This is a genomic window from Sphingomonas sp., assembly GCF_017744835.1.
Taxonomy (GTDB): domain Bacteria; phylum Pseudomonadota; class Alphaproteobacteria; order Sphingomonadales; family Sphingomonadaceae; genus Sphingomonas.
In genome coordinates, this window is sequence record NZ_JAGIAM010000001.1 from 713,283 (window position 1) to 734,869 (window position 21,587).

The following is a 21,587-nucleotide window of genomic DNA, read 5'->3' on the forward strand; positions in this document are numbered from 1 at the left end:
GCGCGGGTATCGTGGCGCGACCTTTGGGGGAGGGCAGGATGCGGCTTGGGGCGCGGCTGGGGATTTTGGCGCTGGTCTTGGCGCCGCTTGGGGCAGTCGTCGCGCTGGGCGACAACAGCCCGCAGGTCGAGATGTTCACCCCCGGCGTGGGCGAGGGCGCGATCGAGCGCTTCACCGCGCGCTTCAACCAGCCGATGGTCGCGCTCGGCGATCCTCGGGCGACAGGGCCGTTCAAGGCCGAATGCCCGGTGGCGGGCGAGGGCCGCTGGGTCGACCAGCAGACCTATGTCTATGAATTCGCGAACCCGCTCCCCGGCGGAGTGACCTGCACCTTCACCCTGGCGGACAAGCTGCGAACGCTGGGCGGCGTCGACGTGAAGGGCCAGACGCGCTTCACCGTCGACAGCGGCGGGCCGATCGCGCGCGCGGTGCTGCCCAGCCGCTACGGCGGCGAGATCGAGGAGGACCAGGTCTTCCTGGTCGCCGCCAACCTGGCGCCCGATCGCGCCTCGGTCGCGGCCAATGCCTATTGCGCAGTCGACGGGATCGGCGAGAAGATCCCGGTCGACGTGCTCCCCGCCGATGTCGCGCCCAAGCTGGTCGGCGATCTCGGCACCGATCGCTGGGAAGTGCGCAGCTTCCTGGAAGAAGCCGGCCTGCCGCAGGCGCTTCCCGCCGACGCCGGTGCGCGCACAAGCGCGATGGCGAGCGTGGTCGCGCTCAAGTGCCGCCGCCCGCTGCCGCCGGGCCGCGACATGGCGCTGGTCTGGGGCAAGGACATCGCCGCCGGGGGACGCGCCGCCGGCGCCGACCAGCGCTTCGACTTCACCGTGCGCAAGCCCTTCGCGGCGCGCTTCGAATGTTCGCGGGTCAATCCGCAGGCGGGATGCAGCCCGGTGCAGGACGCGTTCGTGCGCTTCACTGCGCCGATCCCGCGCGCGCAGGCCGAGGCGATCCGGATTAGGCTGCCCGACGGCAAGACGCTGGCGCCGCAACTCTCCGACGAGGAGAAGCGCAAGGCGACGATCGCCGACGTGCGTTTCAAGGCGCCGCTCCCCGCATCGGTAACCGCCAGCCTGGTGCTGCCCGGGGACGTGGCGGACGAGAGCGGGCGCAAGCTCTCCAACGCCGAGCGTTTCCCGCTCGACATACGCTTCGACGAGGCGCCGCCGCTGGTGAAGTTCGCCGCCAATTTCGGCATCCTCGAATCGAAGGAAGGCGGCGTGCTGCCGGTGAGCGTGCGCAACGTCGAGGCGGCGCTCGGCGGCAACCGCATGGCGGTGGGCGGACAGAGCCTGAAGGTCGAGGGCGGCGACGGCGAAGTCGCGCGCTGGCTCCGCGCGATCGACGACGCCGGCGCGCGCAAGACCGACGAGGTCAAGCGCGGAGCCGAGACGGTGCAGGTCAACCAGACCGGCGCCAAGGCGCTGCTGACCGCGGCCACGGGCAAGCCCTTCAAGCTCGACCTGCCCGGCAAGGGCAAGGAATTCGAAGTCGTCGGCATTCCGCTGACCCAGCCCGGCTTCTACGTCGTCGAGCTGGCGAGCCCGCGGCTGGGACAGGCGCTGCTCGGCCGCAACGCGCCGCGCTATGTCGCGGCGGGCGCGCTGGTCACCAACATGGCTGTGCATTTCAAATGGGGGCGCGACACCTCGCTCGTCTGGGTGACCGCGCTCGACAGCGGCAAGGGCGTCGGCGGCGCCGAGGTCCGCGTGACCGACAGCTGCACCGGCCAGCTGCTCGCGCGTGGCACCACCGATGCATCGGGCCGATTGGGCGTGCCCAAGGGGCTGCCCGAGCCCAACACCTTCGGCAGCTGCGATTCGGGCGACGCCGCGCCGCTGATGGTCTCGGCGCGCAAGGCGGACGACTTCAGCTTCACGCTGACCAGCTGGGGCGAAGGCATCCGCCCCTATGACTTCGACCTGCCCTATGGCTGGCAGGCGCAGGAGCAGATCTTCCATACCGTCTTCGATCGCGCGCTCGTCCGCCAGGGCGAGACGATCCACATGAAGCACATCGTGCGTCAGCCGATCGCCACGGGCTTCGCGACCGGCCCGGCCTTCCAGGGCACGCTGCGCCTTTCGCACCGCGGATCGGACACGCAGTACGACCTGCCGCTCACGATCGACGCCAACGGCATCGGCGAGAGCGAATGGACCGCGCCGCAGGGTGCCAAGATGGGCGAATATGACGTCCAGGTGCTGGTGCCCGGGGACGAGGGCGAGCGCACGCTCTACACCGGCCAGTCGTTCAAGCTCGACGAATACAAGCTGCCGACGATGAAGGCCTCGGTCGCGGGCCCGAAGGAAGCCGCGGTGCGCCCGCGCGCGCTGCCGCTCGACCTGTTCGTCGGCTATCTCTCCGGCGGCGGGGCATCCAACCTGCCGGTCGAGCTCCGCGTCGGTTGGTACGAGGGCGTCAAGGCGCCCGACGGCTATGAGAGCTACAGCTTCACCGGCCGCGCGCTGAGCGAAGGGGTCAAGCCGCTCAACGGCGACGACGAGACCGACGAGCAGTCGACGCCGCTGCCGCCGACGCAGACGCTGCCGATCACGCTCGGCGCGGACGGCGCGGCGCGGACCAATGTCGAGGTGCCGCAGACGCTCGACCAGGCGACCAACATGCAGGTCGAGATGGACTATCAGGACGCCAATGGCGAGATTCTGACCGCCTCGCGCCGCATCCCGATCTACACCTCGGCGGTCCAGCTCGGCGTCAAGACCGACGGCTGGCTGATGAAGCAGGACGATCTGCGCCTGCGCTTCGTCGCGCTCGACACCTCGGGCAAGCCGATCGCCAATCAGAAGATCTCGGTCGAGCTCTACAGCCGCGAGATCCTGACGGCTCGGCGCCGGCTGATCGGCGGCTTCTATGCCTATGACAACCAGATGAAGACCACGCGGCTGGGCGCCACCTGCTCGGCCACGACCGACGCGCAGGGGTTGGCGGCGTGCCAGCTCGAACCGGGCGTGTCGGGCGAAGTCTATGCCGTCGCCACGACCAAGGATGCGGACGGCAATGTCGCGCGCGCTTCGCAATCGGTGTGGCTGGTCGGCGACGACGACTGGTGGTTCGGCGGCGACAATGGCGACCGGATGGACCTGATCCCCGAGCGCACCGAGTACAAGGCAGGCGAGACCGCCAAATTCCAGGTCCGCATGCCCTTCCGCGCCGCGACGGCGCTGGTCACGGTCGAGCGCGAGGGCGTGCTGTCGAGCTTTGTCGTCGGGCTTTCGGGCAAGGATCCGGTGATCGAAGTGCCGATGCCCGGCGGCTATGCGCCCGACGTCTATGTGTCGGTGATGGCGGTGCGCGGGCGCGTATCAGGCTGGTCCAACTGGGGATCGAGCCTGGCGCGCGACTGGGGGCTGCCCTTCTTCTCGAAGGAAGGCGGCAAGCCGACCGCGACGGTGGACCTCGCCAAGCCCGCCTACCGGCTGGGCATCGCCAAGGTGAAGGTCGGCTGGGAGGGCCATAAGCTCGACGTCGCGGTCAAGGCCGACAGACAAGCCTATGGCGCGCGCGATACCGCCAATGTCGAGGTGCAGGTGAAGAACCCCGACGGCAGTCCGGCGCGCGAAGCCGATGTCGCCTTCGCCGCGGTGGACGAGGCGCTGCTCCAGCTCGCGCCCAACGACAGCTGGGACGTGCTCGCCGCGATGATGGGCGAGCGGCCGATCTCGGTGCTCACTTCGACTGCGCAGACGCAGGTGGTCGGCAAGCGCCACTATGGCCGCAAGGCCGTCGAGGCGGGCGGCGGCGGGGGCGGCGACCTGTCGGGGCTCAACCGCGAGAATTTCCAGCCGGTGCTGCTGTGGAAGGGCCATGTGCCGCTCGACGGCCAAGGCCGGGCGAAAGTGGCGGTGCCGCTGTCGGACGCGCTGACGTCGTTCAAGCTGGTCGCGATCGCCACCAATGGCGCGCAGCTCTTCGGCACCGGCGAGGCGAGCGTGCGGACGCGGCAGGACCTGAGCATCTTCGCCGGCGTGCCGCAACTCGTGCGCACCGGCGACAGCTTCGGGGCGATGTTCACGCTGCGCAACGGATCGGACCATCCGATGCGCGTCACGGCGGAGGTGGCGCTGAGCCCCGCGGTCGCGACCGGACGGCCGCTGACCGTGGAGATTCCCGCAGGCGGGGCGGCGCCGGTCACCTGGAACCTCACGGCGCCGCCGGGCGCGGGCAAGCTCAGCTGGACGGTCACGGCGCGCTCGGCCGACGGCAAGGCCAGCGACCGCGTGACGGTGACGCAGGACGTGATTCCCGCGGTGCCGGTCGAGACCTGGGCGGCGAGCCTGGTGCGCGTGGGCGAAGGCACCAGCCTGGCGATCGCGCCGCCTGCCGGCGCGCTGCCCGGCTTCGGCTCGGTCGAGGTGCAACTCGCCGACACGCTCGCGCCGCCGCTCCAGGGCGTGCGCGATTATATGGCGGCCTATCCCTATGGCTGTTTCGAGCAGCGGCTCTCCAAGGCGATCGCGCTGGGCGACACTGCGGCGTGGAACGCGCTGGCGGGCGAGATCCCGGCCTATCAGGACGGCGACGGGCTGCTCCGCTACTTCCCGGGCGAATGGCCCGGATCGGAGGCGCTCACGGCCTATGTCTTGTCGATCACCGGCGAAGCGGGCCTGCCGCTGCCGGCCGAGCCGCGCGCGCGGATGATCGACGCGATGAAGGCCGTGCTCGACGGGCGCCTGCGGCATGAGGATTATGGCGACGTGCGGCTCCAGCGCGTCGCGGCCTTCGCAGCGCTCGCGCGGCAGGGGGCGGCGAGCGCGGACATGCTCGGCCAGATCGGCATCGCGCCGGCGGAGATGCCGACCTCGAGCCTTGCCGACTATCTGGCCGCGCTCGGCCGCGTGCAGGGGCTCGCCAATGGTGCGCAGCTCCGCGCCGATGCCGAGCAGGTGCTTCGCACTCGGCTGGTCTATGAAGGCACGCGGGTCGACCTGACCGACAAGGACAATATGCCCTGGTGGCTGATGTCCTCGGGCGACGAGGGGGCGATCAAGGCCGCGCTCGTGACGCTCGGCCGCCCCGGCTGGCAGGCCGAATCGCCGCGGATGATGACCGGCGTCGCGTCGCGCCAGCAGCGCGGTCATTGGGACACGACCACGGCCAATGCCTGGGGCACGGTCGCCGCGCGGCGCTTCATGAGCCTCTATCCGGCCGAGAGCATCGCGGGTGTCACCAGCGCGCGGCTGGGTTCGGCGAGCCTGAGTCGCAGCTGGCCGATCGCCGAGCCGCAGCGGCTGTTCAGCCTGCCGCTGCCGCAGGCGAGCACGCCGCTGCTGCTCGGGCAGAGCGGCGGCGCAGGGCCCTGGGCCTTCGTCAGGGTGAAGGCGGCGGTGCCGCTCACCAAACCGCTGCTCGGGGGCTATCGCGCGACCAAGACAGTGACTCCGGTCCAGTCCTTCGCGCAGGGCCGCTACACGCGCGGCGACGTGGTCAAGGTGACGATCACGGTCGAGGCCTCGGCCGAGCGCAACTGGGTGGTGATCGACGACCCCGTGCCGACCGGGGCGACGGTGATCGGGGGCCTGGGTGGCCAGTCCGAAATGCTGGCGTCCGAAGGCGGCACCAGCGACGGCGTCTCGCCCAACTGGATCGAGCGCGGGCGCGATGCATGGCGAGCCTATTACGGCTGGGTTCCGCGGGGCAGCTTCACCATCTCGTACGTGATGCGGCTCAACGCGGCGGGCCGGTTCAGCCTGCCCGCGACGCGGGTCGAGGCGATGTACTCGCCCGAGATCCGCGCGCAGCTGCCCAACCAGGCGATGGTGGTGGCGGAGCGGTGAAGTTCGCGGCGGTCAGGGAGCGGCTTGGCCGGCTGATCGCGCGAGTCGACGGCTTTCCCCAGGCGCTCGGCCGCTGGCTGGGCGGCGAGCGGACGGCGTGGCGCGAGCGTGGGTGGCGCGGAGTGCTCACCCCGCCGGGGCTCGCCTGGGGCGCCATCGCCATGCTCGCGGGCACGCATATCGCCGTCGACTGGTCGACGCAGCCGCCTGCGCTTCCCGACTATGCCGCGGTGCGCGCTGCGTGGCAGCCGTCCGAAGCCTGGCTCTACGATCGCGAGGGCCGGCTGATCGACAGCGTCCGCGTCGATTTCGGCGCGCGGCGGCTCGCCTGGACGCGGCTCGACGACATCGCCCCGATCGCGCGCGACACCATACTGGCGGCGGAGGACCGGCGTTTCCGCAGCCACGGCGGAGTCGATTGGCTGGCGCTCGGCGGCGCGCTGCGCGACCGAGCCGAGGGGCGGCGCGGACGCGGCGCCTCGACGATCTCGATGCAGCTCGCGGCCTATCTCGCCCCCCAGCTGGCGAGCCCGGGACGGCGCGGCATGGGCGACAAGCTGCGCCAGATGCGCGCGGCGCGGGCGCTCGAGGCGCGCTGGAGCAAGGACCAGATTCTGGAGGCCTATCTCAACCTCGCCGGCTTCCGTGGCGAGGCGCAGGGGATCGGAGCGGCGGCGCTGGGGCTGTTCGGCAAGACGCCCGCGACGCTCACGCGCGACGACGCGCTGCTGCTCGCTGCGCTGCTGCCCGACCCGCAGGCGGGCTCGGCGCGAGTCGCCCGGCGTGCGTGCGCTTTGGCGAAGGCGCAGGATTGCGCGCGGTTCGCGGGTGCCGCCGCGTCGATGCTCGGGCCCGCGCGCAGCCTGGCGCTCGATCCCGGGCTTGCGCCGCACCTCGCCCAGCACCTGCTCGACAAGCCGGGCTTGCGGGTGACCACGACGCTCGACGCGCGAATCCAGCAGGCCGCCGCCGCTGCGCTGCGCCGCCAGCTCCAGGGGCTGGGGGGCACGCGCGCGCGCGACGGCGCAGTGATCGTGGCGGACAATGCCACCGGCGAGGTGCTCGCCTATGTCGGCGGGATCGGCGGGGCGAGCACGGCGCCCTCGGTGGACGGCGCGGCGGCCTATCGCCAGGCGGGATCGACGCTCAAACCCTTCCTCTACGCGCAGGCGATCGAGAAGGGCTATCTCACCGCAGCGTCGATTCTCGACGATTCGCCGGTGCAGCTCGACACCGCATCAGGCCTCTATGTGCCGCAGAATTACGACCGGGCGTTCAAGGGCCCGGTGTCGGCGCGCGTCGCGCTCGCGGGGTCGCTCAACGTGCCGGCGGTGCGCACCTTGCTGCTCACCGGCGTCGACGCCTTCCGCGACCGGCTGTGGGACAGCGGCTATCGCGGGCTGGTCGAGGACGGGCAATATTATGGCTATTCGCTGGCGCTCGGATCGGCCGAAGTGACGCTGCTCGAGCAGGTCGCCGCCTATCGCAGCCTTGCCCGGGGCGGACGCTGGTCGCCGCTGCGGCTGGTGCGGGGGGAGCGTCCCGCGGCGGCGCGGCGGGTCACCAGCCCCGAGGCCGCGTGGATCGTCGCCGACATGCTCGCCGATCCCAATGCGCGCGCGGGCACCTTCGGTCCCGATTCGGCGCTGCGCCTGCCCTTCTGGGCCGCGGCCAAGACCGGGACCTCAAAGGCGATGCGCGACAATTGGTGCATCGGCTTCTCGGACCGATTCACCGTTGGGGTGTGGGTGGGCAATCTCGAAGGCGATCCGATGCGCGCGGTATCGGGCACGAGCGGTGCGGCGCCGGTGTGGCGCGACGTGATGCTCGCGCTCCACCGGGAAACGCCCGGCCGCGCCCTGCCCCGCCCCGCTGGCGTCGAGCAACGCACGGTCCGCTTTGCGGCCGGCATCGAGCAGCCGCGGCGCGAATATTTCCTCAGCGGAGCGGGGCTGAGCGAAGTCGCGGCGGCGCCTGCGGCATCGCGGCGGCCGCGCATCGTCAATCCAGTGGCGGGCAGCGTCTATGCGCTCGACCCCGACATTCCCGCGGACCGCCAGCGGCTGGCGATCGCAGTCACCGGCGACACCACCGGGCACCGGCTTTTGCTTGATCGAGGTGACTTGGGGCCAGCCGATTCGCGGCCGCTGGTGCAGGCGCCCCCGGGGCAGCATCGGCTGCGGCTCGTCGACCTCGGCGGGCGGGTGGTCGACCAGATTCTGTTCACCGTGCGGTGACGCTCGGTCTCAGGGAAAAATAATTCACTACAGGACCGAAACGGCCTGCGGCGCGTTTTGCGTTTTGGTCCTTCCCCTTTCGGGACCGTGCCTCCGGGCACCGGCCGCGTCGGGCGCATTTCGGCGCGGCCGAACCCCGAGCCGCATCGCGGCTCGGGGCCCGTTTTCCCTCCGTTACCAGAAGAAGTTGTTGAGCACGCGGAGCACGATCCCGCGCCGGACGTCGATCAGCAGCACGTCGTCATAATGGCGCACCCAGCGCTGGTTGAAGCCGGCCGGCGGCAGGCGATAGCGCCAGGGATCCGAGATCCAGTAGCGCGAACCCCAGAAGCTCGGCGCGATCCGCACGCCGCTGCGGAAGCGCGTGTAGCCGAAGGGTGCGCGCCAGTTGCCGCGCGCGTAGACGCCGCGATTGCGGGTGCGATAGTCACGCCAGTCATTGTCGCCCCAGCGACGATTGCGGTCGCGCAGGTCCTCGCGGAACTCCTGGCGCGCCTCGCGCACGTCGCGGCGCTCGTTCTGGATCCGGCGCGGGTCGCCACTGCGCTGGGCACGGCGCAAGTCGCGCTGTTCCTGACGGATATCCTGGCGGTCGCGGCGCAGCTCCTGGCGCGACTGGGCGCTGGCGGCAGTCGGCAGCGCAACGGCCGGCATGGCGACCGCGGCGAGCAGCGCTGCAGTGATGATCTTTCTCATCCTATCCTCCTAAGCATCTCAGGCCGCTCGAAAAGCGGCACCGGAGCTTTTTGGAGGACGCGGGCTGAACCGGCCGGGAACGCGCCGGTCAGCCGCCAGCAAGCTTATTGGCCGGGGCCGCCGGCACCGCCGCCCGGGCCACCCGTGCCGGGCGCGCCGACCGTGCCGATGTTGCCGAACAGATCCTCGAAGAAGCTGCGCTTGCGGCCCAGCGTCGGGGTCTTCTTGCCATAGGGCTCGACCGAGGCGACCAGATCCTGGTTCATCCGATCGATCGCGGCGACGTTGCCGGCGGCGTCGAAGCGGATGCGCAGCGTCTGCTGCTGGCGCACCTTGGGATCCTGGTACATGTAGTTGCGGCTGTCGCGCGACACATAATACCATTCGCCGCCGTTGAACTGGCTGGTGAGCGTGGGGCGGCCGAGCGTCTGCATCACCGATTCGCGATTGTCGACGCCGGGCTGGATCGCGTCGACCAGCTCCTTGTCGGCCACATAGCCTTGGTGCGTCGCCGTCTTGGTGCAGGCGCTCGTGCCGAGAGCAACGGCAAGCAGCGCAGCACTGCAGGCAAGGCGGGTGGGAATCGACATTGGGGTCTCCGGGACAAACGCAAGTACCGGCGCATTGCATCGCGCGCCGTTCGCCTCAATATGCGGCAAAATGCGGCCAAACAAGGCCGCGGCTCAAGCCATCGGACGGAACAAGCAGGAAATGGGACTTTTGAAGCGGCTCTTCGGCGCCCCCGAACGCGGCAGCGCGCCGCGCCTCTATGCCGCGGTGGTGGCGAAGGGACGCGCGCCGCACTGGTATGCCGAGGGGCAGGTGCCCGACACGATCGACGGCCGCTTCGACATGATCGCTGCGGTGCTGTGCATGGTGCTGCTCCGGCTGGAGGAGGCGCCCGAGGGAATCGCGCCGAGCACCGCGCTCGCCGAATGTTTCATCGACGACATGGATGGGCAGCTGCGCGAGATCGGCATCGGCGACATCGTGGTCGGCAAGCACATGGGCCGGATGATGGGGATGCTCGGGGGACGGCTGGGCGCCTATCGCGCCGGGCTCGCCGAGGGCAGCCTGGCCCCCGCTCTCGCGCGCAACCTCTATCGCGGCCATGCGCCCGAAAACGCGGCGCTGGCGCATGTCGAGGCCAGGCTGCGCGCGTTCCGCGACGCGCTGGCGGCCACGCCGATCGACTCGGTCGTCGCCGGGGAGCTGCCGCAATGACCCCCGAATTCTCCCGTCCGCACCGGCTCGACCAGATCGGTGCCGGCGAAGCGCAAGTCGAGGTGACCGCCAGCCCCGAGGAACGCGAGGCGCTCGCCCGCCGATTCGGGCTGAAGGAGGTCGAGCGACTCGAGGCGCGCTATGCGCTGCGGCGCGACGCGATCGGCGTGATCGCACGCGGGCATTTGTCGGGCGCAGTGACGCAGGCCTGCGTCGTGACCGACGAGCCGTTGCCGGCGAAGATCGAAGAGGATTTTGCGATCCGCTTCCTGCCCGAGCCGAGCGAAGGCGAAGCGCCCGACGAGCTCGAGCTCAGCGAGGACGAGTGCGACACCGTCTTCTATTCGGGCGGCGCGATCGACCTGGGCGAGGCGGCGGCGGAGACGCTGGCGCTGGCGCTCGATCCCTTCCCGCGCAGTCCCAATGCGGCGGCCGTTCTCAAGGACGCCGGCGTGCTGAGCGAAGAGGAGGCCAAGCGCCTCGCCGAGGAAAGCGGCCCGTTCGGCGGGCTGGCGGCGCTCAGGGACAAGCTTGGGAAGAAGGACTGATCCGGCTCAGTCGCGCGCCACGATTCCGTTGGCGAGCATCGCGGCCACGGTCTCGGCGATTGCCTCGGGCGGCGTGCCTTCGTCCCAGACGCTGTAGCGCAGGCCCAGGAACACGTTCATCCCCATGATCGCCCAGGCGTGAATCTCGCCGACGTCGTCGCGCAGCTCGCCGCGGTCGGCGGCGGCGCGGAGGCGCCTGGCGATGCGCTCGGCCGTGGTCGCATAGTGCAGGCGGAAGCTCTCGGGATCGACGAACTCGGCCTCGTCGATGATCCGGTAGATTTCCTTGTGGGTGCGCGCGAAGCGGATGAAGGCGAGCAGAGCCGCCTGCTCGGCGCCGATCTGGTCCGGCGCGTCCTTGATGGCGGGCGCGACATGCTCGCGCACCTGCTCGCTCATGTCGCGCACCAGCGCTCGGAACACGTCGTCCTTCGAATCGAAATAGGTGTAGAAGCTTCCTAGCGCGACGCCGGCGCGGCGCGTGATCCCGCTGATCGAGCCTTCGTGAAAGCCCTTCTCGCCGAACTCGGCGGCCGCCGCGTCGAGGATCGCGCGCAGCGTCCGGCGCCCGCGCGCAGTACGCGGCTCCTTGCCCGCGCTCGCCGCGTCTGCGCCCCGTTCGCCCCTGCCAGCCGTGCCGCGCCCGGCCATCGCCCCTCTCCCGCCGATCGAAGTTGAATCCTGGTTCATGTTTCAGTATAGCCTCGCGCAACGGCTTACAACCCGCATGAACGGGTTGGGCAATTGGGGAGGACAATCGCATGTCTCGCATGATTCCGTCTGCTCGCTCGGTGCTGTTCGCGGGCGCAGCCTTTGGGGCGCTGGGCGCGCTGCCGGCCTGGGCGCAGGAGGCGCCCGCCGACACCACCGCCACCGCCGCCGCGCAGGACGATGGCGAGATCACCGTCACTGCGCGCCGGCGCGAGGAAAGCCTGATCGACGTGCCGATCTCGATGTCGGTCGTATCTGGCGACACGCTGGTGAAGACCGGCGCAGTCGACATCACCGCGCTGCAGGACAAGACGCCCAACCTGACGCTGCAGATCGCGCGCGGCTCCAACTCGACGCTGATCGGCTTCAGCCGCGGCGTCGGCCAGCAGGACCCGCTATGGGGATTCGAGCCCGGCGTCGCGCTCTACATCGACGATGTCTATGTCGCGCGTCCGCAGGGCGCCGTGCTCGACATCTTCGACGTCGAGCGGGTCGAGGTGCTGCGCGGGCCGCAGGGCACGCTCTATGGCCGCAACACGATCGGCGGCGCGATCAAATATGTCACCAAGCGGCTGGGCCACGACTTCGAGGCGCGCGCCCGCGCATCCTATGGTTCGTACAATCAGGTCGACCTGATCGGCGAAGTGACGGTGCCCGTGGGTGACATGCTGTCGATCGGCGGCGCAGTCGCCAAATACTGGCGCGACGGCTTCGGCACCAACCTCACCACGGGCGCAGAGCATTACAACAAGGACGTGCTCGCGACGCGGCTGTCGGCGGAGTTCACGCCCGCCGACAACATGTTCTTTCGCGTCTCGGGCGACCGCGTGCTCGACAAGTCGAACCCGCGCCACGGCACGCGCCTGCTGCCCAACGGCGCCGATCCGCGCTACCTGCCGACCGAGAGCGTCTATGACACGCGCGCCGGCATCGGCGACGACAACCGCGTCGAGACCCGCGGCCTTTCGGTCACCGGCGAGATCGGCCTCAGCGACACGCTGACCTTCAAGACGATTACGGCCTGGCGCGATGGGCGTACCGACACGCTGATCGACTTCGACAATACCGAGCTGCCGACGCTCGACGTCCCCGCCTTCTACGAGGATCGCCAGTTCACGCAGGAACTGCAGCTGCTCTACCAGGGCGAGCGGCTGCAGGGCGTGCTCGGCCTCTATTACCTGAACGGCCGCGCCGCCGGCGCGTTCGACACGGTGGTGGGCCTCGCCAACCTGACCACGCTCACTTCGGGCGAAGTCTATACCAAGAGCTATGCCGCGTTCGGCGACCTGAGCTTCGACCTGACCGAGCAGCTCAAGATCTCTGCCGGCCTGCGCTACACCAAGGACGACAAGACGGGCACGGTCTTCCGCCGCAACTATACCGGCATCCGCAGCCCGCTGTTCGGCAATGCCGCGGCGGTGCCCGGGCTGATCCGCTCGGACTATACCAACAGCCGCACCTTCGAGAAGGCGACGCCGCGCGTCAGCATCAGCTACGAGCCGCGCCAGGACCTCAATTTCTATGCGAGCTACGGCAAGGGGTTCAAATCGGGCGGGTTCGACATGCGCGGCGACGCGATCCTGACGCCGACCACGGTCGACGGCTACGAGCCCGAAGTGATCGACAGCTACGAAGTCGGCATGAAGAGCGCGTTCCTCGACCACAAGCTGTTCGTGAACCTGGCCGGCTTCTATTCGGACTATAAGGACCAGCAGGTCACCATCCAGGTGCCCGCGCTGCCCAATGGCATCGCGAGCTTCGTCGACAATGCCGGCAAGGCAGTGATCTACGGCTTCGAGCTCGAGACGCGCATGGTACCCTCGCGCCACTTCCAGGCGAGCGTTGCGGTCGGCTACACCAACGCCGACTATAAGGAGTTCTTCACCTATATCGGCGGCGGCACCACTCCGGTCGACGTCTCCGACCAGCGCTCGTTCCAGAACACTCCCGAGTGGACCGCGAACGCCTCGGCGACCTGGTCCGAGGACCTGGCGGGCGGCACGATCGCCTTCACGCCTTCGGTGGCGCTGCGCAGCGATACGCAGATGTTCGAGTTCGCCACGCCGGCGCTCGACCAGGATGGCTATGCGCTCGTCGACGCAGCGCTCAACTGGACCTCGGGCAGCGGCCGATACCGGGTGGGCGTGGCCGCGCGCAACCTGACCGACGCGCGCTACCGGGTCGGCGGCTACAACTTCCCCGGCGCGCTCACCGGCAATTCGGTGATCGGCTATTACGGCCCGCCGCGCACCGTCACCGGCACCCTCGAGGTGCGCTTCTGAGCCGTCGGCTTGCCACGGCCGAGCCCTTTCGCGAGCCGGGTGTCGAGCGTGACACCCGGCTCGCTTGCTTTTAGGAATTCAGCATGTCCGAAGCCCATGCTCCCACTCGTGCGTATCGTGGCCTCGTGCTGGCGATGCTGCTGCTCGTCTACACCTTCAACTTCCTCGACCGGCAGATCCTCGGAATCCTTGTCCAGCCGATCAAGGCCGAGCTGGGGCTGACCGACACGCAGCTCGGTGCGCTGGGGGGCGTGGCCTTTGCGCTGCTCTATTCGACGCTAGGCATCCCGTTCGCGATCCTGGCAGACCGGACCAGCCGGAGCTGGGTGATCACGGCGTCGCTGACCGTGTGGAGCGGCTTCACTGCGCTGTGCGGGTTCGCGACCGGCTTCTGGCAGCTCTTCTTCTTCCGGCTGGGAGTGGGCGTGGGCGAGGCCGGCGGAGTCGCGCCTTCCTATGCGATGATCTCCGACTATTTCCCGCCCGAGAAGCGGGCGCGGGCGCTGGCGATCTATTCGCTCGGCATTCCGATCGGCCTGGCCGGCGGCGCGCTGCTCGGCGGCTATATCGCGGCGCTGGTCAACTGGCGCGCGGCGTTCATTGCGGTGGGCGTCGCAGGCCTGGTGATCGCGCCGATCTTCCGGCTGGTGGTGCGCGAGCCCGCGCGCGGCGGCGCCGACAGCGCGGCGGTCCGCGCCGCGGCGGCCGAGCGCGTGCCGATCGCCTCGGTCTTCCCGATCCTGGCGCGCAAGCCGAGCTTCTGGCTGCTCGCCTTCGCGGCCGCGTTCAGCTCGATGTGCGGCTATGGGCTCGCCTTCTGGGTGCCCTCGGTGCTGATCCGCAGCTTCGGCTTCTCGCTGCTCGAGGCGTCGCAGTTCATGGGGTCGCTGCTGCTGATCGGCGGCACCGCGGGCGTGTTCGCAGGCGGTTGGCTCGCCGACCGGCTCGGGCGCGGCGACCGGGGCATCTATGCCAAGATGCCTGCGATCGCCTGGCTGGTGACGGCGCCCCTCTTCGCGGTGGGGCTGATGGCGCCCTCGCCCTGGATCGCCTGGTTCGTGCTGCTGATCCCGAACGGGCTCAACATCCTGTGGCTCGGACCGATAACCACGGCGATCCAGCACCTCGTCAAGCCGCAGATGCGCGCGACCGCATCGGCCAGCTTCCTGTTCATCAACAATTTGATCGGGCTCGGCGCCGGATCCTGGGTGATGGGCGGCATGTCCGACGCGCTCAAGGCGAGCTACGGCACCGATGCGCTGCGCTATGCGGCGCTGATCGCGCTGAGCTTCTACGTGATCGCCGGCGTGCTCGGGCTATTGGCGGTTAGGCATTTGCGGAAGGATTGGGCGGAATAGCCTCGTCAGCTTCGCACCCCCGCCAAAAAAGCCTTGCCCGCAGCACAGAGGTCGCCGGAGAAGAGGCTTCCCGGCACTGCATATAGTTGGACCACGCCATCGTCCCTTCGACGCGGTTGCAGCGCAACGACTTGCCGGCTCAATCCGATGCCTCCCGTCTCAAACCAGATGAACCAGGTGTCGCCCACGAGATATGCGCGCAGGAACCGCGAGCGCGGCGCATCGGGAATCTGGATGGAATCTGAGGCTTCGAAATAGGCGCCCGCCTCGGCAATGCCCTTGTTACTGCGGAAAAGACGGTCAAGTTCCTGGATGGCCTCTGCGGGCAGGGCATCCTTACGTTCAACCAGCCTCGCAGGCCGCTCGAATGCGCATGGCGAAAGGTTGGGCATAGGCGGGATTGGCGGTGCCTGCTGCATCTCCGATGCCAACAGAAGCATAAACGATGCAATCATGCCGGACCCTCCTCAAGGGCCCGGTCATATATGCGCATGCCAGCTGACGTAAGCGATCGCGGACTACCGCTCGCGCGTCGCAGCGAACTTCACCTTGGAATAGCGGTCGGCGATATAGCCGACTTCCCAGGCCGACTTGGCCATGAACACCGGATTGCCGTCGCGGTCCTTGGCCATGGCGCCGCGGTTGAGCTCCATGAACTCCTTGAGCGCGGCGGGATCGTCGCTCGAGATCCAGCGCGCGGTCTCGAACGGCGCCATCTCGAGCGCGGCCGCGACCTTGTACTCGGCGTCGAGCCGGCTGAGCAGCACGTCGAGCTGGAGCTGGCCGACCACGCCGATCACCCAGTTCGAGCCGATGTCGGGATAGAAGACCTGCGTCACCCCTTCCTCGGCCATGTCGTCGAGCGCCTTGCGGAGCTGCTTGGTCTTGGTCGGGTCCTTGAGCACGACGCGCCGCAGGATCTCGGGCGCAAAGTTCGGGAGCCCGGTGAAGCGCACGTCGGCCTTTTCGCTGAGCGTATCGCCCACGCGCAGCACACCGTGGTTGGGGATGCCGATGATGTCGCCCGGAAACGCCTCGTCGGCCAGCTCGCGTTCGCGGGCGAAGAACAGGATCGGCGAGTGGATCGCGATCGGCTTGCCATGCCCGGTCGGGGTCAGCTTCATGCCCCGCTTGAAGGTGCCCGAGACGAGCCGCATGAAGGCGATGCGGTCGCGATGGTTGGGGTCCATGTTCGCCTGGACCTTGAACACGAAGCCGGTGACCTGCGGCGCATCGGGGGAGACCGGGGCGGGCTCGGCCGGCAGCGCGTGCGGCGGCGGCGCGAAGGCCGCGATCGCCTCGATCAGCGAATCGACGCCGAATTCCTTGAGCGCCGAGCCGAAATAGACCGGAGTCAGATCGCCGTTGCGATAGGCCTCGGCATCGAACTCGGGGTAGCCCGCCTGGGCCAGTTCGACGTCCTCGCGCAGCTTGGCGAGGTTCTCGGCCGAGAGAATTCCATCGAGCTGCGGATCGTCGATTCCGCTGGTCTGGATCACCTTGCCCTGGAACTCGCGGCTGTCCCCCTCGGGGAGCAGCAGGCGGTTGGTGGCGAGGTCGAAGATGCCTTCGAAGCTGCCGCCCATGCCCACCGGCCAGGTCATCGGCGTCACGTCGAGCGCGAGCAGGTCCGCAACCTCGTCGAGCGTCGCGAACACCTCGCGGCCTTCACGGTCGACCTTGTTGACGAAGGTGATGATCGGGACGTTACGGAGACGGCAGACCTCGAACAGCTTGCGCGTCTGGCTCTCGATGCCCTTGGCGACGTCGATCACCATCACCGCGGAGTCGACCGCGGTCAGCGTGCGATAGGTGTCCTCGCTGAAATCCTCGTGGCCCGGCGTATCGAGCAGGTTGAAGGTCACGCCGTTGCGCTCGAAGGTCATCACCGACGAGGTGACCGAGATGCCGCGCTGCTGCTCGATCTTCATCCAGTCCGAGCGCGCACGCCGCGCGGCGCCACGCGCCTTGACCTCGCCAGCCAAGTGGATCGCGCCGCCGAAGAGCAGCAGCTTTTCGGTCAGCGTGGTCTTGCCCGCGTCCGGGTGCGAGATGATGGCGAAGGTGCGGCGATCGCTGGAGGAAGGCATCGCGGCCCTCTAGTGCCCGCGCGGTCGCCCCGCAACGTCCGTGAAATGCCGGGAGGGAAAAGTGGCGGAGCGGGAGGGATTCGAACCCTCGATACGGTTTTGCCGTATACTCACTTTCCAGGCGAGCGCCTTCGACCACTCGGCCACCGCTCCGCATGCGCTGGAAGGCGCGTGCCCTACCGCTTGCGGGCGGGCTAGGCAAGCGTGGTGGGGCGTGCCAGTCTCGCTTCATGCCCAGCCCACGCCTCGCGCTCTGCGCGCTCGCCGCCTTGCTCGTCTCTCCCGCCCTCGCTCAGACCGCCCCCGCGCCTTCGCCGGGCGACGCGGCGGATGCGGACTGGAAGCCGATCCCCGACGACGAGATATTGGTAATGACGCTCGCCGGCGGCCGGCAGGTCACGATCCGGCTGGCGCCACGCTACGCGCCCGCGCATGTCGCCAACATCCGCAAGCTCGCCGAGGCGCATTGGTGGGACGGGACCAGCGTCTATCGCGTGCAGGACAATTACGTCACGCAATGGGGCGACGCGACCGAACGGAAGCCGCTGCCGCCGCTGGTGATCGCCAACCCGCCCGCCGAATATGAATGGGCGCGCTATGACGGCGTGACGAGCCTCGCCAAGCCCGACAGCTATGCCGCCAGGACCGGGCACAGCGCCGACGGCTGGCCGGTGGCAGGCGACGGCAAGGCGGCCTGGCTCACCCATTGCTATTCGATGGTCGGCGTCGCGCGCGATTTGGCGCCGAGCACCGGGAGCGGCGCCGAGCTCTACACGGTGATCGGCCATGCCCCGCGCCACCTCGACCGCAACATCGCGCTGGTCGGGCGCGTGATCGACGGAATGCAGTGGCTCTCCAGCCTGCCGCGCGGCACGGGCAATCTGGGCGTCTATGAGCAGGAGGCTGAACGCACGCCGATCCTGTCGGTACGGCTGGCGAGCCAGCTCCCCGAGGACGAGCGGCCGCATTTCCAGTACCGCGCCACCGACAACGCGCGGTTCGCGGCCTGGATCAAGGCGCGCGAGAACCGCAGCCCGCCATTCTTCACCGTGCCGGCCGGCGGCACCGACATCTGCAATGCGCTGCCGCCGGTGCGGCGCGCGCCCTAGCGCCCGACCCAGTCGGCGACTTCGGCGGCAACCTGGTTCGCGGCCTGGTTGAGCGCAGTGCCGACGGGCGCGGCGGCGATCTCGGTCAGCGGCACACGCGCCTCGAAGCGGCGCTTCTCGACAACGGTCTCGGGCCCGCGGATCAGCGCGGCATCATAGGTGACCACGGCCTCGCTGCGATCCGAATCGACGCCGAAGGCGCGCAACTCGCCCATCAGATAGGCGCCCGGATCGAGCATCGACTGGCGCGTGCTGAGCACCAGCCGGCCGGTGCGCGCAGTGATCGTGTCGCCGAGCAGCCGCGCGAAGAGCTGCGACGGGCGCTCGACCCATTGCGCATCCTTGACGAAAGCGACGGCAGTGCCGCCCGAATGGACCGGCACGCGCGAGGCGGCGAGCTCCTGCGGGACCGAGGGCACGGCGACCGTGATCGTCGCGGCGACGTTCGAATGCTGCGATTCGCCGACCGGGAGCGTCACGGCAGGCTCGAGCCGCAGGAGCGAGCCGGGCGGCTTGGCACCGAAGGAGACGCAGCCCGACAGCGCCAGCGCGGCGAGCGGCACGCAGAGGACGGAGCGCTTGTTCATCAGGGTCCTCACTTCTTCTTCGGTTCATAGTCGGGCAGCTTGGGCGCGCCCAGGATGCTCGTCGCGCCGCCCTGATCGAGCTTCTCGGCGACCGCGGCGAGCGAGGTCGACATGACGCGCAGGTCCTGGACGAGCTGGCCGACCTCGGGGATCGTCTTCTTCGATAGCGCCTGCAGCCCCGGCCGGGCGTCGCCGATCGTCGCGTCGAGCGTCTCCATGCTCTTGCGTGCCGACGCAATGGTGCGGTTGAGGTTGGCGATCGTCGGGCGCACGTCGTCGGACACCACGCCCTTGGTGGTGTCGGCAAGCTCGCCGATCTGCTGCGTCGCATCACCGAACTTCTGGATCGCGACGCGCGTCTCGGCGAGCGTCGCGGCGATCTCGGGCCCGCGATCGGCGAGCGCGTCGGTCAGGCGATTGGTGTTGGCGAGGATGCCGGCGATCGAATTCTGGTTGCGGTCGCCGAGCAGCTCGGTCAGCCGCTCGGTGAGCGTGGTGAGCCGCTCGAGCAGCTTCGGCGCCGAGCTGAGCAGCGCGCCGAGCCCGCCCGCCTTGGTGGGGATCACCGGCACGCCGAGCGGGCAGGCGGCACGCGGATTCTCCTGCGGGCATTCGATCGGGGGAGCGCCCTTCATCGCGCCGTCGAGCTGCACCGTGCTGGGGCCGGTGAAGCTGCCCTGGATCGAGGCCGTAGTACCCTCGAGGATCGGCACGTCGGGGTTCACGCTGATCCGCACGCGCACCAGGCTGGGATCCGGCTGCCAGAAGGCGATCTGCTTCACCTGGCCCGAGGGCACGCCCGAGAAGGTGACCGCAGAGCCGGGGCTGAGCCCGTCGACTGCCTGGCGGAAGAAGATGTCGTACTCGCGCTCATTGCCGCCGCCGAGCCTGGCGAGCCAGACGATGAACAGCGCGAGCACGGCGAGCAGGATCAGCACCACGGCGCCGACGAGTACATGGTTCGAACGCGTTTCCATCAGTCCCTCATGTCCCCGCGCGCGCCTTGCCGGCGCTGGCGACCGCAGCGCGTCCGCGCGGCCCGTTGAAATACTCCTGGATCCACGGATGATCCAACGCGAGCAGCTCGTCGATGGTACCGACCGCTATGACGCGCTTGTCGGCGAGCACCGCGACGCGGTCGCAAATGGCGTAGAGCGTGTCGAGATCATGCGTGATCAGGAAGACCGTGAGCCCCAGCGTCTTCTGGAGCGAAGCGGTGAGCTCGTCGAAAGCCGCCGCGCCGATCGGATCGAGCCCGGCGGTGGGCTCGTCGAGGAACAGCAGCTCGGGATCGAGCGCCAGCGCGCGCGCCAGCCCGGCGCGCTTCTTCATGCCGCCCGAAAGCTCGGCCGGATATTTGGGGCCGGCGTCGGGCGGGAGGCCGGTCATCACAACCTTGTAGGCGGCGATCTCCTCAAGCAGCACCTGATCGATGCCGGGGTAGAATTCCTTGATCGGCACCTGGATGTTCTCGGACACGGTCAGCGTCGAGAAGAGCGCGCCGCCCTGAAACAGCACGCCCCAGCGCTTGCGGATGTTGACCGCCTCGGTCTCCTCGCGGCCGATCGTGTTCTCGCCGAACACTTCGATGCTGCCGGCGAGCGGCGGCTGGAGGCCGATGATCGAGCGCATCAGCACCGACTTGCCGGTGCCCGAGCCGCCGACGACGCCGAGGATCTCGCCGCGGCGCACGTCGAGATCGAGCCCCTCGTGCACGACCTGATCACCGAAGCCGTTGCTGAGGCCCCGGACCGAGATGACCACGTCGTCGCGTTCGCGCCGCACCATCATATCCAGCCCACTTCGCTGAAGAAGACCGCGAAGAAGGCGTCGAGCACGATCACCAGGAAGATCGCCTGGACGACGGCGATGGTGGTGCGGTTGCCCACCTGCTCGGCATCGGCCTCGACCTGCATGCCCTGGAAACAGCCCGCCACGGCGATGATCGCGCCGAACACCGGGGCCTTGACCAGCCCGACCCAGAGATCGGTGAGCGGGACGACTTCGCGGATGCGCTGGATGAAGGTGACCGGCGGGATGCCGAGGCTGACCCAGCAGAGCAGGCCGCCGCCGATGATCGCGATCAACGAGGCATAGAAGCCGAGCAGCGGCATCATCAGCACCACCGCCAGCGTGCGGGGGACGACCAGCGCCTCCATCGGCGAGACGCCGATCGTGCGCATCGCGTCGATTTCCTCGGTGAGCTTCATCGTGCCGATCTGCGCGGCGAAGGCCGAGCCCGAACGGCCCGCGACCATGATCGCGGTCATCAGCACGCCGAGCTCGCGCAGCGTGATCCGGCCGACCAGGTTGATCGTATAGACCTCCGCGCCGAACTGGCGGAGCTGCACCGCGCCCTGCTGGGCGATGACGATGCCGATCAGGAAGCTCATCAGCCCGATGATCGCGAGCGCCGAGACGCCCACGACTTCGAAGCGATGCACGGTGGCGTTGAAGCGGAAGCGTCGGGGATGGGTGAAGACCTGCCAGAAGGCGATCAGCGTCGCGCCGAGGAAGCCGAGCAGGCCATAGAGCGTGCGCCCGGCCTGGAGCACCCCCTCGCCGACTTCTCCGAGCATGCGCGTGAACGGATCGGCGGGCTTGGGCGGCAGCTCGATCGGGTGCTCGGCGGCGGCGACCTGGTCGAGGAGGTGCTGCTCGTCGGGCTCGAGGCCGTGAATCTCCGAGCCGTGATCGCGCGCGAAGCGGTGGATCAGCCAGGCGCCGACGGTGTCGATCCGCTCGACGTCGCTCAGATCGAGCCGTGCGATATCGCCGTCGACGGCGTTCAGCCGATCGGGCAGGTCCTTGAGGCAGGCGAGCGAGAGATTGCCGGTGAAGCGGAGCGTTGCGCCCTCGCCATTGTCCACTCGCTCGAAATCGGCGCTGCCCCTCATGGGCCGCACCTTTCTGCGATTTGCAGTGGATCGGCAAGCCGTGGCGCGTT

At 69.1% G+C, this 21,587-nt stretch carries 16 protein-coding genes and 1 tRNA gene; 7 read left to right on the top strand and 10 right to left on the bottom strand.

The genetic code is table 11. The features are described from left to right. Positions 1-38 precede the first annotated feature (38 nt). Together J7500_RS03305 and pbpC are read left to right on the top strand one after the other, a co-directional pair. Positions 39-5,798, top strand: a complete 5,760-nt coding sequence (locus J7500_RS03305) for an MG2 domain-containing protein (protein WP_294059998.1) — start codon at positions 39-41, stop codon at positions 5,796-5,798. Positions 5,799-5,959: 161 nt separating this feature from the next. Further along, positions 5,960-8,035, top strand: a complete 2,076-nt coding sequence (gene pbpC, locus J7500_RS03310; protein WP_294060668.1) for a penicillin-binding protein 1C — start codon at positions 5,960-5,962, stop codon at positions 8,033-8,035. A 174-nt stretch (positions 8,036-8,209) separates the two neighbouring features. On the opposite strand, the gene J7500_RS03315 is transcribed toward pbpC, so the two are convergent. Then, on the bottom strand, positions 8,210-8,731 hold the full coding sequence (locus J7500_RS03315; RefSeq protein WP_294059999.1) for an RcnB family protein: 522 nt from the start codon (positions 8,729-8,731) through the stop codon (positions 8,210-8,212). A 104-nt stretch (positions 8,732-8,835) separates the two neighbouring features. Beyond that, the gene (locus J7500_RS03320) at positions 8,836-9,321 is read right to left on the bottom strand and encodes an outer membrane protein assembly factor BamE (protein ID WP_294060001.1); all 486 of its coding nucleotides are present in this window, start codon (positions 9,319-9,321) and stop codon (positions 8,836-8,838) included. Positions 9,322-9,442: 121 nt separating this feature from the next. On the opposite strand from J7500_RS03320, the gene J7500_RS03325 reads away from it, so the two are divergent. Both J7500_RS03325 and J7500_RS03330 read left to right on the top strand, forming a co-directional pair. Next, positions 9,443-9,955, top strand: a complete 513-nt coding sequence (locus J7500_RS03325) for a ubiquinol-cytochrome C chaperone family protein (protein WP_294060002.1) — start codon at positions 9,443-9,445, stop codon at positions 9,953-9,955. Beyond that, complete coding sequence (locus J7500_RS03330; RefSeq protein WP_294060004.1) at positions 9,952-10,503, top strand: YceD family protein; 552 nt, start codon at positions 9,952-9,954, stop codon at positions 10,501-10,503. Before J7500_RS03325 ends, J7500_RS03330 begins: the two co-directional genes overlap by 4 nt. Before the next feature lie 6 nt (positions 10,504-10,509). Here the strand turns inward: J7500_RS03330 and J7500_RS03335 are convergent, their stop codons facing one another. After that, entirely contained in the window at positions 10,510-11,154 is a 645-nt protein-coding gene (locus J7500_RS03335) for a TetR/AcrR family transcriptional regulator (RefSeq protein ID WP_294060669.1), read from the bottom strand. 110 nt (positions 11,155-11,264) lie between these two features. Here J7500_RS03335 and J7500_RS03340 point away from each other — a divergent pair, with 110 nt between their 5' ends. Further along, positions 11,265-13,496 (top strand): TonB-dependent receptor, encoded by a 2,232-nt coding sequence (locus J7500_RS03340; protein ID WP_294060006.1) that lies wholly within the window; start codon positions 11,265-11,267, stop codon positions 13,494-13,496. Between the two features lie 83 nt (positions 13,497-13,579). Continuing rightward, positions 13,580-14,854, top strand: a complete 1,275-nt coding sequence (locus J7500_RS03345) for an MFS transporter (protein WP_294060007.1) — start codon at positions 13,580-13,582, stop codon at positions 14,852-14,854. A 5-nt stretch (positions 14,855-14,859) separates the two neighbouring features. On the opposite strand, the gene J7500_RS03350 is transcribed toward J7500_RS03345, so the two are convergent. The 3 genes from J7500_RS03350 to J7500_RS03360 all read right to left on the bottom strand — a co-directional run bounded on the left by J7500_RS03350 (position 14,860) and on the right by J7500_RS03360 (position 17,097). Beyond that, on the bottom strand, positions 14,860-15,309 hold the full coding sequence (locus J7500_RS03350; protein WP_294060008.1) for a hypothetical protein: 450 nt from the start codon (positions 15,307-15,309) through the stop codon (positions 14,860-14,862). Between the two features lie 63 nt (positions 15,310-15,372). Continuing rightward, positions 15,373-16,944: a peptide chain release factor 3 gene (locus tag J7500_RS03355; protein ID WP_294060011.1), complete on the bottom strand. Its 1,572-nt coding sequence runs from the start codon at positions 16,942-16,944 to the stop codon at positions 15,373-15,375. Between the two features lie 62 nt (positions 16,945-17,006). Further along, a tRNA-Ser gene (locus tag J7500_RS03360) sits at positions 17,007-17,097 on the bottom strand. 77 nt (positions 17,098-17,174) lie between these two features. On the opposite strand from J7500_RS03360, the gene J7500_RS03365 reads away from it, so the two are divergent. Further along, a complete protein-coding gene (locus J7500_RS03365; RefSeq protein ID WP_294060012.1) occupies positions 17,175-18,053 on the top strand; it encodes a peptidylprolyl isomerase in 879 nt (292 codons plus the stop codon). Here the strand turns inward: J7500_RS03365 and J7500_RS03370 are convergent. From J7500_RS03370 to J7500_RS03385, 4 genes are read right to left on the bottom strand one after another with little or no spacing between them, the layout of a single operon-like run. Beyond that, complete coding sequence (locus J7500_RS03370) at positions 18,050-18,640, bottom strand: ABC-type transport auxiliary lipoprotein family protein (RefSeq protein ID WP_294060014.1); 591 nt, start codon at positions 18,638-18,640, stop codon at positions 18,050-18,052. The two genes, J7500_RS03365 and J7500_RS03370, sit on opposite strands and share 4 nt — an antisense overlap. Before the next feature lie 8 nt (positions 18,641-18,648). After that, positions 18,649-19,617: an MlaD family protein gene (locus J7500_RS03375; RefSeq protein ID WP_294060015.1), complete on the bottom strand. Its 969-nt coding sequence runs from the start codon at positions 19,615-19,617 to the stop codon at positions 18,649-18,651. Positions 19,618-19,624: 7 nt separating this feature from the next. Further along, positions 19,625-20,428, bottom strand: coding sequence for an ABC transporter ATP-binding protein (locus J7500_RS03380; protein ID WP_294060670.1), 804 nt, complete (start codon positions 20,426-20,428; stop codon positions 19,625-19,627). Next, complete coding sequence (locus tag J7500_RS03385; protein ID WP_294060016.1) at positions 20,428-21,537, bottom strand: ABC transporter permease; 1,110 nt, start codon at positions 21,535-21,537, stop codon at positions 20,428-20,430. Before J7500_RS03385 ends, J7500_RS03380 begins: the two co-directional genes overlap by 1 nt. Positions 21,538-21,587: the final 50 nt, after the last annotated feature.

Bases quoted from the DNA above. Each gene is read 5' to 3' on its own strand.
- J7500_RS03305 (WP_294059998.1), top strand. From the start codon at position 39: ATGCGGCTTGGGGCGCGGCTGGGGATTTTGGCGCTGGTCTTGGCGCCG.
- pbpC (WP_294060668.1), top strand. From the start codon at position 5,960: ATGCTCGCGGGCACGCATATCGCCGTCGACTGGTCGACGCAGCCGCCT.
- J7500_RS03315 (WP_294059999.1), bottom strand. From the start codon at position 8,731: ATGAGAAAGATCATCACTGCAGCGCTGCTCGCCGCGGTCGCCATGCCG.
- J7500_RS03320 (WP_294060001.1), bottom strand. From the start codon at position 9,321: ATGTCGATTCCCACCCGCCTTGCCTGCAGTGCTGCGCTGCTTGCCGTT.
- J7500_RS03325 (WP_294060002.1), top strand. From the start codon at position 9,443: ATGGGACTTTTGAAGCGGCTCTTCGGCGCCCCCGAACGCGGCAGCGCG.
- J7500_RS03330 (WP_294060004.1), top strand. From the start codon at position 9,952: ATGACCCCCGAATTCTCCCGTCCGCACCGGCTCGACCAGATCGGTGCC.
- J7500_RS03335 (WP_294060669.1), bottom strand. From the start codon at position 11,154: ATGGCCGGGCGCGGCACGGCTGGCAGGGGCGAACGGGGCGCAGACGCG.
- J7500_RS03340 (WP_294060006.1), top strand. From the start codon at position 11,265: ATGTCTCGCATGATTCCGTCTGCTCGCTCGGTGCTGTTCGCGGGCGCA.
- J7500_RS03345 (WP_294060007.1), top strand. From the start codon at position 13,580: ATGTCCGAAGCCCATGCTCCCACTCGTGCGTATCGTGGCCTCGTGCTG.
- J7500_RS03350 (WP_294060008.1), bottom strand. From the start codon at position 15,309: ATGATTGCATCGTTTATGCTTCTGTTGGCATCGGAGATGCAGCAGGCA.
- J7500_RS03355 (WP_294060011.1), bottom strand. From the start codon at position 16,944: ATGCCTTCCTCCAGCGATCGCCGCACCTTCGCCATCATCTCGCACCCG.
- J7500_RS03365 (WP_294060012.1), top strand. From the start codon at position 17,175: ATGCCCAGCCCACGCCTCGCGCTCTGCGCGCTCGCCGCCTTGCTCGTC.
- J7500_RS03370 (WP_294060014.1), bottom strand. From the start codon at position 18,640: ATGAACAAGCGCTCCGTCCTCTGCGTGCCGCTCGCCGCGCTGGCGCTG.
- J7500_RS03375 (WP_294060015.1), bottom strand. From the start codon at position 19,617: ATGGAAACGCGTTCGAACCATGTACTCGTCGGCGCCGTGGTGCTGATC.
- J7500_RS03380 (WP_294060670.1), bottom strand. From the start codon at position 20,428: ATGGTGCGGCGCGAACGCGACGACGTGGTCATCTCGGTCCGGGGCCTC.
- J7500_RS03385 (WP_294060016.1), bottom strand. From the start codon at position 21,537: ATGAGGGGCAGCGCCGATTTCGAGCGAGTGGACAATGGCGAGGGCGCA.